The following is a 14916-nucleotide window of genomic DNA, read 5'->3' on the forward strand; positions in this document are numbered from 1 at the left end:
TCCGCTTAAAGACCAGACACTTGCGGCATACGCAACTTCACCAGCCGATTGGCCAAGTTGAGTTCCCACGGTCGGTCGTACCGGCGATGGCGATAGCGCCATGCCGCCATGGCACTGAGGCTGCGCTTGGCCCATGGCGGTGAACGCAGGTCTTGCACGGTGGGAAAACGGCAGCGCAGCACGGTCACGAAGTCACGAATGTGCTGACGCAGCTTGTCGCTCAGCCATGGTGCATCGGCATGGCAGGCATAGTTCACCCACTGTGGCTGTGTCCATTCTTCAGGCGTGCGTGGAAAAACGACGGGTTCGCCGTTCAGATCAAGCAGCGGAGTCGATGCTCGCTTGCCGCGATCCTTCTCGTGGCGACTGCTCTCCGGCAGCGGCGTGTAGATGTAGACGATGATTTCCGATTCAGGATTGATGCGCTTCAACTCGCGAATGAACTCAAACGTCTGCGCGGTCTCGTCTTCCGTGTTTTGCGGTGGTGCCACCATGAAAGAGAGCTCAGGGACCACACCGTGGCGCCGGCACAATTCGGCCACCTGCAGGGTCTGGTCGGGCCGTGTGCCCTTGCGGATTTCCTTGAGCATCTGGCCGCTTGGCGATTCCGCGCCGATATAGGCCATTTTCAGACGGCTCTTGCGCACCAGCTTCCACGAACTTTCCGACAGCTTCAGCAAGGCGTCCGAACGGGCATAGCACCACCACGGCAACTCCAGTTTCGCCATCACCTCGAGCAGCGGGATCATGTCTTCTTCGCGGTCGAAGAAATTGTGATCGAAGAACTGGATCGAGTCGGCGCCCAATTCGTACTTCAGATAACTCAGCTCGCGCTCCAGCCGCGTCGCGGCCGGCAATATGGTGGTGCCGCCGAACATCGCTGCCACACCGCAGAAAGTGCAACGAAAACGGCAACCAATAGCTGCTTGATGCGCGGCAGTGCGGCGCCCCAGAAAGGTAGAGGCAAGATAGCGACGCGGGTCGCCCAATTTGTCATACGGCAACACAAGGCCAGTATCGCCAAGCGAAATGCGACGGCTCGGATTATGAACAATGGTATCGCCACTCTTCCAAGACAAACCGCCGATATTCGCCAGTGCATGTTCGGGTTTGCCGAGTGCCGCGACCAATTCCGGCAGACTTTCTTCGCCCTGTCCGCGAATGGCGTAGTCCACGTAAGGCGCGGCAAGCGCCGTATCGGTATACAGCGTAGGGAAATAACCGCCCCAGATGATAGGCACGGATGGAAAGTGCTTGCGCAGTGCCTGGGATACTTCGATCGATGGCGCCATTTGCGGGCCGCCCATTACGCTGATGCCGACAGCATCGAATTTGCCTTGCTCCATCCTGCGCAACGTTTCGTTAACCAGGTCGCGATCGATATTGCCGTCGAGAATCTCGCTACTGCCCTGACGGTCCAACGCGGCAGACAGATGCAGCAGCGACAGCGGGAACCGCGCGCTGGAACGCGACGTGATGGTGGGATTGATCAACAGTGTGTGAGGGGTTCGGTTCATGAGTCGTGGCAATGGGTATCAGCTTGCGCGCCGCAGTTGAAAGACCAGTGCTACCGGTACTTCCAGCGCGATGCGATCGAAATGTGCGTCAGTGGAAATGTCGGCCTGATTCAGCATGGGTTCCAGCACGCGCTCGATCGTCAGCCCCAGCGCAGCGCACGCCGCATGCCAGTGGCTGTAAAGATGTTGCGTATGCCTGATGGCATAACGCTGCCCGCCGGCTTTGAAATCGCGCAGCCAACCCAGGGCCGGACCGATCGGATGCACATCGCTACACAACACGATGCCACCAGGCTGGGTGACACGATGAAGCTCGCGCAAAGCGTCGTGCAATCGCTCCACATGACCGATCACCAGACCGCTCACTGTAAGATCCGCCCACGCGTCCGGCAGCGGCAGTGCCGTGAGATTGCCTTGCGCAAGTGCGATATCCGCACTGAACTCGCCGGCCGTCAATTCGCCATCTGCACGCAGCAACATGTCCGGGGAAATGTCCACGCCCACCACCTGTGCCGCATGGCGCCGTAATGCATGCCGCATATAGCGTCCACTACCGCAACCGGCATCGAGCACGCGCCGCCCTTCCAGATTGGCCGGCATCAACGCAAGCATGGCGCGCTCCTCGGCCTGCATCACTGGATTGTGCGCATGGGCAGGATAAGTAGATGCCCACAATGCGTACGCTTCCAACGGAGAAAGAAGGGGTGGCCGCAGCATCAATCCACTCCACTCGCGGCAGCACACTTATGTCTTCCTGCTTGCCCGGCGACCAGCTCCAACCCTGGCTCAAGCGCTATACATGCTGGTTCGGCGAGCGATTTTGCGAGCAGCTTTGGCCTACCATCAAGCATCACCGGCACCGTCTCTATGCCGGCTGCGGCAAACCATTCGGCGAAATCGGGATCGGCAATGCGCGGTACGCCATCGCGCACCACGGCTCGCAGTTGACTTCGATGCAAGCCAACCAGGCTGCGGGCTTCGACTCCGCCTTGATCCTCCACAATCACCATATCTGCGACCGCACCCGGCGAAATGAAGCCTCTCAAAGGCATGCGCAGAATGTGTGCAGCGCGACTCGTGACCAGCTCCAGCAATTGCCACGTGCCTAGCTCATAACGATCGACAACCCCGTTCAGCTCTTCCAGCAGATCCCGCGCACCGCTCAGCCGCGAATCGCTGCCCAACGCAAGTCGGCCGGCCACGCATAGGCGACGAGGATCGAGCGTTTGCCCGAGCAACACGAAATTGCTGGACGGACACCAGACAACGGCTGCGCCAACCGCCAGCACGCGCTCAATATCCTGTTCGCGCAGGCCCACGCCATGGATCAGCACACTATTGCTCGCCAGACAGCCTGCTTGATCCAGCTGGGCAAGCTCGGCCCGTGCGATCGCATCGGTACCTTCTGCAAGATGGATCATCCATGGACAGTCGTGTGGTGTGGCGGCAAAACTCGCCACCATCGGCGGGCCGTAGCCAGGCCAACCCGGCGCATAGCTCCAGCCGTAGTCGCGCAGCAACGCCACCGGAAAATCTTCCGTATCGAGCGCCGGATGCCATGGATCGTGGTGCGCAACGCAAGTCGTACCGGCCAGCAGGTTTTTCATCGCCCCATGCCGCAGCCGCAGTGTCTTCGGCACCTGCAAGGCGGCGATCACCGCGGGATCTTCGAAATGTGCCTGGAATGCATCGATCCAGGCATAGCTGTTGGAGAACGGCGTAGTTGCCTTCAGCGGTGGCACCGCATTGACCTGCAGGTGCTCGTGCGCATTGATCAGCCCTGGGAAAATCAGGTGATCGCGAAGATCCATCCGATATCCCCGCGGTGTTACTGTGGTATCGATACGCCCCGCCCTGATTGGCAATGGCGCCCGCGAAATGCCTTCAGGCGTGATCGTCGCCGCATGGCATAGCGTGGCATTCATCCCGGACGGAATAGCGCCCATGCGCTCAACGCCGATGCATCACGATCAGGAAGTGGTCACCCATATCGCGCAACAGCGGCAACGAGCCAAGGCGATCGTCGATCTTGCCCAACTGATCACACCAGCCGCGGCGACGCCGGTAATAGTCCACCAGGTAGGGCGGCGGCAGAAACAGGCTCAGTGCGCGATAGCTGGCCAGCGAAAAATGGGGAGCGAAAGCGCGGTAGAACTCGCGCGGAAGGTAGTAATACGTCCAGATGGTATGACGGTTCATACCGACCGCAGTGGCTCCACGTGTGGCTCGCACAGTGGCGCGCCGGAAACGGCCCTTCAGCGCGTAGTAGCCCAGCTCCCAGGGGCAAACCCGGCCCATTACCGAAAACACCAGTTTGCCGCCGGGTCGCAGCAGTCGTGCGCATTCGTTCGCGACAGCCTCCAAGTCAGGCGCGCAATTCAGAGGACCGAAGTTGGAGTAGATACCGTCGAACGTGCCTTCAATACGTTCAAGCTGATGCACGCCAACGTGAACAGCTGATACGCGGGAACTCAGGCCGATTGTATCGGCGCGCATCCGTGTGCGTTCCACCATCTGTGGCGACCAGTCGCTGGCAACCACTTGATACCCACGCTGCGCAAATTCAGCCGCGTCGATGCCGGTGCCGCAGCCAAGGTCCAGCAAGCGTGAGCCAGGCACCACTTCGCCAGTCACCGTATCCCACAGCGTAAGCCGCATGCGCTGGATCAATTCGTTGTTGCCGCGGGGGCCGTCGTAATCAGCAGCCACACTGTCGAAGGCGCGCTGCGTGTCGAGCAACTGCGTCTCATCCAGCGCGACTGCGCGGCTTCCCGTGCCTGGCTTGTATACGTTGCTCACTCCGACCTCCACGCGACCGACATGCGGTACATGCATGAGTGCCGACAGGGGGCATTTTGGTTGTGCCACCTATTTGGCGAGGAGCTATGTCGGCGCCCGCGCCCGGCACAAGGCATCCCTGGCAATGGCCACCAGCATCCCGAAGAACAATCCCAACAGCAGTCCTGCCCCCCAGATCAGCGCGGCATTGGGAAACGCCTGATTAGTTGGAACATAGACCGGCCACACGAGCGACGTGTCGTAGGTGTAGTTAGCGCCCAGTCGGACGAGCAGTTCCCCGCGCGTTTGCTTCAGGGTCTGAATCTCTTCGTCTACGCTGACCAACAAGACACTGGAAAGACGATCCCTATCCTGCGATGCGGCCTGCAGCAAACCATCTCTTTCGGCCGTGGCTTTTTGCAGATCGGCCTGCACCTCGTCCAGCCGCGCATGAGCAAGTTGCAAGGGTGCCGCCTCCAACTCACGGTGCACCGCCTGCAGTTGCGCAACCGTTGCTGTGGCCAGTTCGGCGGCTTGTTGCGGTGATTGGGCGCGTACGCTGAGCTTTACCAACGGCCCGGCATAAGGCATCGGCTCCAGCTTGAGGCTCTTGCGGTAAAGCGCACCTTCAGGCGTATCCGACGACACACCTATGCTGCTCAACACCTGATCCTGGAACGGTATCAGTTGCAAACGCTCGATCACACGCAGTAACGGCTCGGCCTTAGGGTCCTGTCCCGTTGGTGCATTGCCAACCTGGCCGATCTGAATCCATGCCGTGGCTTGCCACTGGGGTTTCACGGCATGCAGAAACGCGAAGGTGACAGCCAGCGTCACAATCAATGTGGCGGTGAACCATCGCCATTGCCGGGCAAGCATGCGCCATAGGTCGATCAGATAGATTTCATCTCGTTGCATGGGTGTCTGACTCATAAGAAAGCATGCGGATGGGCAGTGCGGCATTCCTGTTCGGCAGCCAGGCTGCAAGCACCTGCATGACCAGACAGAGGCCGATGAAGCCGAAGTTGGTCCAGGTGTAGGCCTGTGGTGCAAAAGGCGACATGACGCAGACGTAAGTTGCCCGTAGAAAAATGAGCAGCGAAAACAACGACACCGAGGCGGCGACACGCCGCACGCTCCACGCCATCAATCCATACAGCACCAGGATCGAAGCGACCGCCCCGTACGCGCCCCACGCCATCAAGAAAGGAAAGAACTCGGTGCCAACGTTGATATTGGGCGCATCCAGCGGGATATCGGTGCCGGCTGTGGCGATGGAGCCGCTCAACGGCACCAGTTGATTGACCAGGAAGCTGGCGTTGCCGTAATGCTTAGCCAGGATGGCACCGAAGTTGTACGGACCGGCGCTGATATATAGCAGCAGCCACTTGATGCCTTCCGGCGCAGCACGGTACATGGCGCTGAACGGCAAGCTGACCGTATCCAGCGAACCCGACCGCAGCATGCCGAGCACCGAAAACGCGCTACCACCCAGGAGCCCAAGAAAGACGATGAGCTTCCAGGGCAGCGGCCTTGCTTCGTCCCGACGCAGCGCGGCTACAAGGGCAAGCGAAAACAACGAAGCGAAAATCCGGTTGCGATCGATCACCAAAATGGGAAAAGCGATACCAGCAAATATCAGCAGATTGCGCAGCCACCGACTCCGTACACAAAGCCAGCCGATGGGCGGCAAGGTCCAGCACATATCGGAAATATGCCGAATATGTTCATGCCCACCTTCGATCGTGGCGTAGGAAGACGGATTGTCCAGCAGTGGAACCGGAAACAGCGTCAGATCCAGCAGACAGAAAAGCAGCACCATGCCGGCATAGCCCAATCCCACCAACGATTCGCGCGTACCGACATAACTACGCAGGCGGAGTAGCTGGGGTGTCGGAAGGCGTGGCCCCGCAATACCGTCGAAAAACAAGATGACCAGTGCAACTGCAGCCAGCAACAGCACACCTTGCCAGTAATCATTGGGCAAATCGTAGGTGAGTACGGTTACCCCGCAGGCGAAGAGAATCGGCACGCTCAGATAGGCAGACGGCCAAAGCAACAACCGCTTCATGCTTTCTCCAGCGTTGCGCCTGTCCAGGGCAGACGGATCTTCGAACTCCATCGCAGCAGCACAAAAGCAAGCATATGAACGGCAAGCGAAAATGGTTGCTTTTGTAGAAAGGCGATCTTGGCGCTGATGTAATGCACTTGTGCCTTGAGCAGGCTGCGATAAGGCTCCTCGAACAGCCCCGCCCGGCGCAGCGCAACCTGCCGGGACTCGCTCAGGTTGACGATACGCGTGGCAGCATGACGGGTCTTGCTAACATTATTGCCATGCAAGCGATAGGCGCAGACACTGACATCAATAAAGCCAAGCGCATCGCAAGCTGCGAGGCGCAGGAAAAAGTCCCAATCATCGATTCGCAGCCCTTCCGTCCATCGATCGACTGTTTCGAGCGCATTCTTGCGAAGCAAGGCAACCGGGCCGCCGATCGCCCACCGGCTGATGACGGCACGCTTGATGCCTTCATCGGAATCATAAAGACGCTTGTCGGCGCCATGCAGGTCGCGCATACCGCTGTCGTGCAGCTTGTTGCCTTCGGCATCCACCACCATCGAATCGCCGATGACGGCACGCTTCAGTGGACGTGAAAGCAGGTATCGGACGAGGGCTTCTGTGCCGCCGGGAAGCAGATAATCATCGCTGGCGCCCAGGCGCAGGAACTCCCCTCTCGCGCGTGCCGCCAGTTCGTTCAAGGTGGCGCTGATACCCCGGTTTCCCCGTCGCACGAATTCCACATGCAATTCGTGACCATGCCGCGCAAGCCAGTCAGCAATGCATGCAGCCGTACGATCGGTCGAACCATCATCAATGACGATGATTTCCTTGGCGGGATAAGGATCTTCCAACACGCTGTCCAAACAACGCTGCACAAAACGTTCATGGTTGAACGCAGGAATCAGCACAGACACCAGCGGCAATTTCCCGTGCGCACTCATAACGCCTCCAGGTAGCGTCTCGCCACCCACAGATTGAAGGCCAGATACAGCACATAATTGACCGCAAACGCGTACATCGCGCCAATCAGGCCGAATGACGATGTAAATGCATAAACCAGGGCCAAATAGCTCAGTCCGAACACGCATTCACTAATCACGAACACACGCGTCATGGCCTTCGCCAGCATCAGATAGGAAAGCAAAAACGAGGTGATCTTGATCACGTCTCCGGCCAACTGCGGCGCATAGAGGGAATTGGCTGCGACGAAGTCCGCGCTGAACAGCAGTCGGGTCAGCCATTCACGTAAAACGTAGATCGTCGCCGCCAACATCATCACTGCCGGTAACAGATGGCGACAGGCATTGCGCAGCTCGAGCGTCAGCGAAGCCCGATCATTAATGGCCGCGAGCCTGGGCAGGTAATAGATATTGATGGCGGTGGTAAGAAACAGCAGGTACGCGTCGGACACTCTGCTCACGGCCTGCCAATAGCCCACGTGATCCCAGCCAAATTGCCGCGCAAGGTGATCCCGAACCGCGATATTGATCAGCAGTGGAAGCAATGACGAAGTCAGCGTCATCACGGAAAAGGCGGCCAGCCGCCGGGTCATTTCGGCATCGAACCGGATACGCAGCATGCTGCGCTGAAAATAAGGGCTGCGCCACCATGCAGGCACGCCGACCATCAGCAGCAGCACCTGGCTCAGCACCAACGCCAGCAAGGCGCCATACAAGTGCAGCCACCAGGATAAGCCAGCCACCATAACCACGCTAAGCAACGCTCCCAACACCTGGATGAAAGCTAGCCGGCGCACGTCCATAAAACCGTTGATCACAGCCAGGATGTAATTAATCAGTGCAATACCCAGTTGTGCAGCTGCTAGCACGCGGACCAGATTTTCGTAATGCACGTCGCCGAGCAACCACAACGTGATGGGATGACTGAACAACAATGCCGCGCAGCCGATCAGGCACGAGGCTGCGAGCGCATACCAGAGAGCCGCTGCCAGCAGGCGCGAAAGCCTTTCCGTGTCGTGACGGTATTCTGCGACATATTTGACGATGCCTGAGCTGATGCCGCCACCAGCCAGCACAGCAAGCAACGACATCAAACCCATGAACTGCCCCAGCCTGCCCACACCTTGTGGCCCTGCATACCAGGCAACCAGCTTGATCACCGTCAATCCCGCGACGAGTCTGGCGGCCGTGGCGAGGCTCGAGTAAAAGCCAGTGCGGACGATGCTCATGCCGGACACTCGAAGCTCTGGCAGGCGGCGATGACGCGATCGGCATCTTCGTCGCGCAACGCCGGGCTCATTGGCAGGCTCAGCACTTCGTCGTGCAATTGCTCGGTCAGCGGCAAGGTAAGCCGATGCAAGTCCGGATAGGCCGGCTGCCGGTGCGGCGGCACGGGATAATGCACCTGGCTATGCACGCCCCGCGTCTGTAGATGGCGTTGCAATGCGTCACGCCGCTGGCAACGCACGACGAAAAGATGCCAGGCATGACTCTCCTCCTGCCGTACTTGAGGCAACAGGATCGAAGGATGGCAGATGCCTTCGCGATAATGTCGTGCGATCCGGCGCCGCTGCGCCGTATCTTCATCCAGATACTTCAGCTTCACTCGCAACAAAGCCGCCTGCATCTCGTCCAGCCGTGAATTGATGCCCTGATTGAGATGGCGATATTTCACTTCGGAACCATAATTACGCAGTGCGGCGACACGGCCTGCCAGCACGCTGTCACTGGTCACGACAGCGCCACCATCACCCAGGGCACCAAGATTTTTGCCTGGGAAAAAGCTGAAACCGGCAGCATGACCGAACGTGCCAGCCTTGCGGCCCTCGCGCATCGCACCATGCGCCTGCGCGGCATCCTCGATCAGCAGCAAATTGTGCTGTCTGGCCAGTTCAGCCAGAGCTGACATATCCGCCAACTGGCCATACAGATGCACGGCCATGATGGCGCGCGTGCGAGGACCGATCGCTGCCTGTACGCATGCCGGATCAAGATTGAAACTGGCCGGGTCAGGCTCGACCGGTACCGGCACCAGTCGGTTTTCGGTGATGGCTAGAAAACTGGCGATAAAGGTATTGCCAGGGACGATGACCTCATCGCCGCTTTCAAGTGCGCCAAGCTCTTGGTAGGCGCGCAAGATCAGCGTAAGCGCATCAAGCCCGTTACCTACGCCAACGGCATGGCTTGCGCCGCAATAATCGGCAAATTCCCGCTCGAATGCGGCCACCTCCTGCCCGAGCACGTACCAGCCCGAATCAATGACACGCGCGGCAGCGGCCTTCAGCTCGTCAGCATGACGAGCATTGATATCTCGGAGACTGAGGAATGGGACGTCCATCAAAGCCCCCATTCGTAGAAATCATGCACCACGGCGCGCGCGCCGAAATGTTCTTTCTGCGTGACTAAGCCACTGTTGAGCCACTGCCCTTCCCGCTCGGTGGAAATGCCGAGCGAAAAATAGTGCCGGTCCGCGTACGTGTTTTCGATCAGCTCGGCCAGCAGTACATTAAGCGCATTGCTGTCCCGCCCTTGCTCCGAAGTGGCCAGGTACTGCGTGTGCACCGTTCGGCCAAAATCGTAGACCAGCACGCCTGCCAGCAAAGTATCACTGTCCCTCGCCTCATGTAGCACGATTTGCGTGGGGTAGCGCTCACGCAACAGGCAAAGCTCCGGCAAGCTGTGCGTTGGGGTCGCATCGTGGCGGCTGAGCAACATATCGGAAAGCAACGCATGAAAAGCAGCCAGATCGTTACTGGCGTGCAGACTGATTGCCGACTTCTTTGCTTTGTTGACGCCGCGCCTGCGCCCTTCGGAGAAACGAAACGGCTCGCGCAAGGCAATCACCGAGGATACGTCGCGCCGTTTTAGTCGGGCACCGAGCCGGTGCAGTGCGTACAAGTCTTCTTCCGCAGGATAGTTGTGGAACACATGCGGGATAGCCTTGTATAGGAGACGCTCCACGCCCCGCAGCCGATAGTGTTCACCGATCAGCTCGAAGACCTCCAACGCCCATTCGGCGCGCATGGCCTGCGTGGTGATCAGCCCGGCATAGGTAAGTCCGCCGTGACTGGTTACCACGCCGTCCTTGATGCTTGCAGGGAGCACGGCGATTGCCTGTCCATCCCGCTCCACGATCAGCGAACAATCGATGAAGCGGTCTGCGTGGTAATCCATGTAACCGCGCCGATGGAGCAGATTGCCATTCCTGGAGCACGCCACCACGTCATCCCAGGCTGCCGCATCGGCAGGTGCGTATGGCTTAAGCGAAAGCATGCGTAACGCCCTCATCTGCCATGCCGGCTTCGGCCACCCCAAAACCGTCCACACCCATGTCATTGCCGTTGTAGAACATCAACAGCTTGTCGCGCTGACGGATCAGCGCGGGATAGCAAAGTGTTCTGGAATCCCAGCCAGTGCTTGAGAGACTGATGCCGAGCGACTCATCGCGGCGTTCCCAGTAGATACCATCGTCGCTGCAAGCAAAACCAGGAAAGTATTCACCGGTGATGCGACCGCAGGTGAAATACATGACGTACTTGCCGCCGATCCGGTAAACGCGCGGACGGCCGATGCGGTATTCCTTGCCGCGCGGTAACAGACAGACATGATCCTCGCGCGGTATGGCGCCAAGATCATCCGTTTCCACATAACGAATGTGATAGCGCGGATAAGGCTGACCATGGATGTCTTCCCAGTCATCGCCCACGACGTACCAGAGACGCCATCGTCCGTTCTCGCGCATCACCGAATGCACAGCTGCAATCGTGCTCCGCCCCGGACCGCGGTCAAGGATGGGCGTTTCCTGCATTCGCTGGAAATGGTTGCCACCATCCGTAGAGATCGCCAGTCCCGTGAAAGCCAGGAACTTGGCCCTGGCCACACGCTGAAAACCCACGTAGAACATGTGCAGTCCACCGGGCGCATCGACCACATCGCCCAGGATCATGCCATTATCGTCGAAGCAACCGCCTCGCCCGATATCCAGCACTGGCTCGGCACTGACCCCTACCACCGCAGTCGGATCCTCTGCCCGTACATCGACATAGCCGATACGGCTGATACCCTCGGCATCGCGAAACCCGGCATAGACCCGAATGGTTTCTTCATCGATGCGATAAGGCGTAGGCGTGAGCGCGGAGTGTTGCATCCAGCTGCCTACGGCATACCGTGCGGTCTCGAAGACAAGTCCTCGCTTGTTCCACGCGAGCATAGGTATCAGAGACTCACGTCAAGGCTGGAGCGATCAGGTAGCGCACGTGCCGGGGACCCGACGTAGACGCAGCCGGGCTCTGTATCCCGCACCACCAGCGCACCGGACCCAATCACGCAATCTCGGGCAATCTTCACGCGATCATTGAATGTCGTATTCACGCCAACAAAGCTCGAGTCGCCGATCTCGCAATAACCGGAAATCACCGCATGCGAAGCAATGAACACGTTGTCGTGCACAACCGTTCGATGTCCAACATGATTGCCGCTCCACAGAATACAGTTATTGCCAATGTGCACGAATGGCTGGATTACGTTGTTTTCAAAGATGAAGCTGTTTTCACCGAACTCCGCATTGCGCCATACGAAAGCACGTGAGCTGATATATGTGGCAAAGCGATAGGATTTGCGTTTCGCATCCTGATAAAAGCGGGTGCGCAGCCGATTGAGCTGACTTGCCGGAATGGCGACAAAGACATCGACCTGCGCGGCTGGATACAACTGTTCCAGTGCTTCGTAAGCCACCACCGGACGATCCGCCAGCATCGGCCGGGTGATGTATTCGCGTTCCACACTGAAAGCGACTACATCGTAGTCGCTGTCGTGCTGAAAGTACTCACAGGCGATCTGCGCAAATTCGCCTGCGCCGATAAGTACCAACGGCCTTGTCATGCCGCCACGTCCCCGTCATAAGCGGCCATTCGCAGACCCGCTCTGGCCTCGCGCAGGAATTCGTCGTAGTTGGTGATGTAATCGGCCGCGTCGTAAAACTGGTCGGCCAACACCATCAGTACGCAGTCTTCGCTGAAATTGTAAAGTTCGCGCCAGACCATGCGGCCGAGCAGCAGGCCCTGCGACGGATCGTCCAGCTGTACCTCGGTAGGCCCATCGCCGTCATCGAGCAGGATCGTGACTGAGCCGCGCACCGTCACCACCAGTTGACGCAGGTGACGGTGCGCATGCCGGCCGCGATGAACTTCGCCGCGCGTGGCAAACATGTAATAGACGCGCCTGATGTCGAAAGGCACGTTGCGATCCTTCTCCAAGGCAATGAGCATGCCGCGATCGTCGCCATGCTGCTGCAACTGGATGCGTTCGATTTGCATGTGCCAGGCGCCCATGAATGTTCGAAAGAAACGGTTCATGGGTTAAGTGCCGCTGGACTGGTGAAAGGTTGCGCCGATAAAAACTGCCGCAGTCCGGCTAATGCAACCTTTCATCGAACACCCAGCACTCAGCCCAAAAGGTCCCTTTTTTCAGTTGGCGTAACTGTCACGACACGGACCGGAATCAACTTGGGGTGGAGAGGATGGCGCCGGCAAGAAAAAACGCAGCTGATGACAGGGTTGTTTCGGCATCACGCAACAAAGTGGCATTTACGCCGGGTGCTGATACACAGCTGAAAATCGAGGATACGGCACTACGGCATCCGCGAAAGATCGTGCTGCTGCACTGGCTGACCGTGTTCTGCCTGTGCGGTGCGGCTGGATTGATTCTGCTTCGCGACGAAGTCAGCGGGCGGGCGTTGCGCCAATGGCTGCTTGAAGGTCATCGCCACTTCGGCCTGTTTGTGTTGATGCTGTTCGTGATACGGATCACTGTCCGGTTGCGGGTAGGTCGTCTGGCCAGCACTGCGAACATGCCGGCATTCACCCGTGCCGCTGCTGCGCTGACACACATTGTGATGTATGCCCTATTACTTGCCCTGCCTTTGCTGGGCTGGGCACTGAGTAGCGCTCAGGGCAAGCCTGTGCACCTGTTCGGCGCCACGCTACCCGCCCTTGTCGGTGCAGACGACGACCTGGCGGACAGCTTGCAAACCTGGCACGTGGACGCTGCATGGCTATTGCTTGCGCTGGTCATTCTGCACGTTTCAGCGGCGCTCTGGCATCACTTCATTCTGCGCGATGACATCTTGCGCAAGATGCTGCCGGGCCGCCGCCGATGAAGCTGTCTATGCCGCTACGCCCCATCCGGCCGACACAAGGAAACCTCATGTCACCTGCTTTGAACTGGCGTGCAAGCTGCCGGCCCAGGAACCTCCACCTATGGTACGGCTTGGCCGCCATCCCCTTGCTTGCCAGCACTACCGCGCATGCAGTGCCGGCTTATGCACGCCAGACAGGCGCAGCCTGCGCCGATTGTCATGCGGGCTCCTACGGCCCGGCGTTGACGCCTTATGGCATGCGTTTCAAAGCCAACGGGTATACCGACACGGATGGCAGCGGGTTCAAGATTCCGGCAGCCATGCAGATTACCGGCACGCGCACGGTACCCACACAAGGTCAAAGCACGAATGAGCTGAGCGAGGCCGACCTGTATTTGGCCGGACGCGTCACCGACCAGATCGGTGGCTATGTGAAGGTAGCATCCGTCAATGAGGGTAATAACAAGTTCAACACCCAGCTGAGCGATATGGATCTGCGTTTTGTCGCCAAGGACCTTAAGCTCGGCGGCAAAGAAGCGGCGATCGGCGTTACCGTCAACAACAATCCCGGCTTCAACGACCCGGTGGACGCGTTGCCGGCCGCCACGGAAAACGGACCGCCAACGGTATCCGGCACCCTGCTCAACCCATCAAGCTCCAACACGCTGGCGCATCGCGTTATTGGTGCCAGTGTCTACGCACTGTATGGCAACGACTGGTACGGCGAAATCGGCACCTACAACGCGCTGCCGACTTCCATGCAGGATCACCTTGGTTATTCCATTTCCGGTGATCCGGGCAAGCTTAGTGACACCGGCTACGCACGCTTTGCGTACATGAAGGATCTCAAGCGTCAGTTCTTCTCCGCCGGCCTGGTCGGCCTGACCACGCGACGGCAGCTTCCGCGCACAGGCCCCACCGAGGAAGTGACTGATCTTGGTTACGACCTTACGTATCAATACCTGGGCAATCGCGAAAACATCCTGCAGCTGGCGTACGTGAACATTCTGGAGCGGCGCAAATATGCCACCACGCCTATCGGCTCGCTACCCGGCCTGATCGCTCAGCCCAACGGCACCGTCCATGATCAGACACTGACCGTGAGCTACACGTTCAAGCAGAGCTATGGCGTGGTCGTGTCTCACCTGGTGAGTTCGGGCACGCACGACATCGTGCGCTATGTGCCGTATGGCGATCCGGATACCACCAGCAATTCATTCACCCTGTTCTGGGCACCGTTCGGCAAGGATGATTCGCTTACTTCCATTGCCAACATGAAACTCGCCGCCACCTGGTTCCGATTCACCCGGTACAACGGCAGTGTCACGAATGTTTTTGGTGTCGACCCTGAATCGGGCGCCGTAATTACCGATGCGCGGGATCTCGATGCTTTCCTGCTTTCCGCAAGCGTTGCGTTCTAAACCATATCAACAGGAGTGAGTGCGTGAGCAAGTGGATTTCGGGGCG

General features: G+C 58.7%; 15 protein-coding genes. 2 read left to right on the plus strand and 13 right to left on the minus strand.

The window, feature by feature from the left end:
* Window positions 1-5: 5 nt before the first annotated feature.
* The 13 genes from ISN74_RS09935 to ISN74_RS09995 all read right to left on the minus strand — a co-directional run bounded on the left by ISN74_RS09935 (window position 6) and on the right by ISN74_RS09995 (window position 12628).
* Window positions 6-1517, minus strand: coding sequence for a B12-binding domain-containing radical SAM protein (locus ISN74_RS09935; protein WP_188799173.1), 1512 nt, complete (start codon window positions 1515-1517; stop codon window positions 6-8).
* A gap of 18 nt (window positions 1518-1535) precedes the next feature.
* A complete protein-coding gene (locus ISN74_RS09940) occupies window positions 1536-2234 on the minus strand; it encodes a class I SAM-dependent methyltransferase (RefSeq protein ID WP_188799174.1) in 699 nt (232 codons plus the stop codon).
* A complete protein-coding gene (locus tag ISN74_RS09945; RefSeq protein ID WP_425488847.1) occupies window positions 2234-3442 on the minus strand; it encodes an amidohydrolase family protein in 1209 nt (402 codons plus the stop codon). Before ISN74_RS09945 ends, ISN74_RS09940 begins: the two co-directional genes overlap by 1 nt.
* Window positions 3443-3467: 25 nt before the next feature.
* Window positions 3468-4316, minus strand: a complete 849-nt coding sequence (locus ISN74_RS09950) for a class I SAM-dependent methyltransferase (RefSeq protein WP_229679128.1) — start codon at window positions 4314-4316, stop codon at window positions 3468-3470.
* A gap of 84 nt (window positions 4317-4400) precedes the next feature.
* The gene (locus ISN74_RS09955; protein WP_188799177.1) at window positions 4401-5213 is read right to left on the minus strand and encodes a Wzz/FepE/Etk N-terminal domain-containing protein; all 813 of its coding nucleotides are present in this window, start codon (window positions 5211-5213) and stop codon (window positions 4401-4403) included.
* The gene (locus ISN74_RS09960; protein WP_188799178.1) at window positions 5200-6366 is read right to left on the minus strand and encodes a hypothetical protein; all 1167 of its coding nucleotides are present in this window, start codon (window positions 6364-6366) and stop codon (window positions 5200-5202) included. Before ISN74_RS09960 ends, ISN74_RS09955 begins: the two co-directional genes overlap by 14 nt.
* Window positions 6363-7295, minus strand: a complete 933-nt coding sequence (locus ISN74_RS09965; protein ID WP_188799179.1) for a glycosyltransferase family 2 protein — start codon at window positions 7293-7295, stop codon at window positions 6363-6365. The genes ISN74_RS09960 and ISN74_RS09965 overlap by 4 nt, the downstream gene beginning before the upstream one ends.
* Entirely contained in the window at window positions 7292-8542 is a 1251-nt protein-coding gene (locus ISN74_RS09970) for an O-antigen translocase (RefSeq protein WP_188799180.1), read from the minus strand. Before ISN74_RS09970 ends, ISN74_RS09965 begins: the two co-directional genes overlap by 4 nt.
* Window positions 8539-9651 carry a DegT/DnrJ/EryC1/StrS family aminotransferase gene (locus tag ISN74_RS09975; protein ID WP_188799181.1) on the minus strand — a complete coding sequence of 371 codons (1113 nt, stop codon included), beginning with the start codon at window positions 9649-9651 and terminating at the stop codon, window positions 8539-8541. The genes ISN74_RS09970 and ISN74_RS09975 overlap by 4 nt, the downstream gene beginning before the upstream one ends.
* Complete coding sequence (locus ISN74_RS09980; RefSeq protein WP_188799182.1) at window positions 9651-10586, minus strand: GNAT family N-acetyltransferase; 936 nt, start codon at window positions 10584-10586, stop codon at window positions 9651-9653. The genes ISN74_RS09975 and ISN74_RS09980 overlap by 1 nt, the downstream gene beginning before the upstream one ends.
* Window positions 10573-11523: a glycoside hydrolase family protein gene (locus ISN74_RS09985; protein ID WP_188799183.1), complete on the minus strand. Its 951-nt coding sequence runs from the start codon at window positions 11521-11523 to the stop codon at window positions 10573-10575. The genes ISN74_RS09980 and ISN74_RS09985 overlap by 14 nt, the downstream gene beginning before the upstream one ends.
* A 5-nt stretch (window positions 11524-11528) precedes the next feature.
* Window positions 11529-12194 carry an acetyltransferase gene (locus ISN74_RS09990; protein WP_188799184.1) on the minus strand — a complete coding sequence of 222 codons (666 nt, stop codon included), beginning with the start codon at window positions 12192-12194 and terminating at the stop codon, window positions 11529-11531.
* Window positions 12191-12628: a sugar 3,4-ketoisomerase gene (locus ISN74_RS09995; RefSeq protein WP_188799185.1), complete on the minus strand. Its 438-nt coding sequence runs from the start codon at window positions 12626-12628 to the stop codon at window positions 12191-12193. Before ISN74_RS09995 ends, ISN74_RS09990 begins: the two co-directional genes overlap by 4 nt.
* Window positions 12629-12960: 332 nt before the next feature.
* Here ISN74_RS09995 and ISN74_RS10000 point away from each other — a divergent pair, with 332 nt between their 5' ends.
* On the plus strand, window positions 12961-13470 hold the full coding sequence (locus ISN74_RS10000; protein ID WP_425488848.1) for a cytochrome b: 510 nt from the start codon (window positions 12961-12963) through the stop codon (window positions 13468-13470).
* Between the two features lie 47 nt (window positions 13471-13517).
* Window positions 13518-14870 (plus strand): cytochrome C, encoded by a 1353-nt coding sequence (locus ISN74_RS10005; RefSeq protein WP_229679132.1) that lies wholly within the window; start codon window positions 13518-13520, stop codon window positions 14868-14870.
* The last annotated feature ends 46 nt before the right edge of the window (window positions 14871-14916 follow it).

Source organism: Dyella caseinilytica (genome assembly GCF_016865235.1).
Classification (GTDB): domain Bacteria; phylum Pseudomonadota; class Gammaproteobacteria; order Xanthomonadales; family Rhodanobacteraceae; genus Dyella_B; species Dyella_B caseinilytica.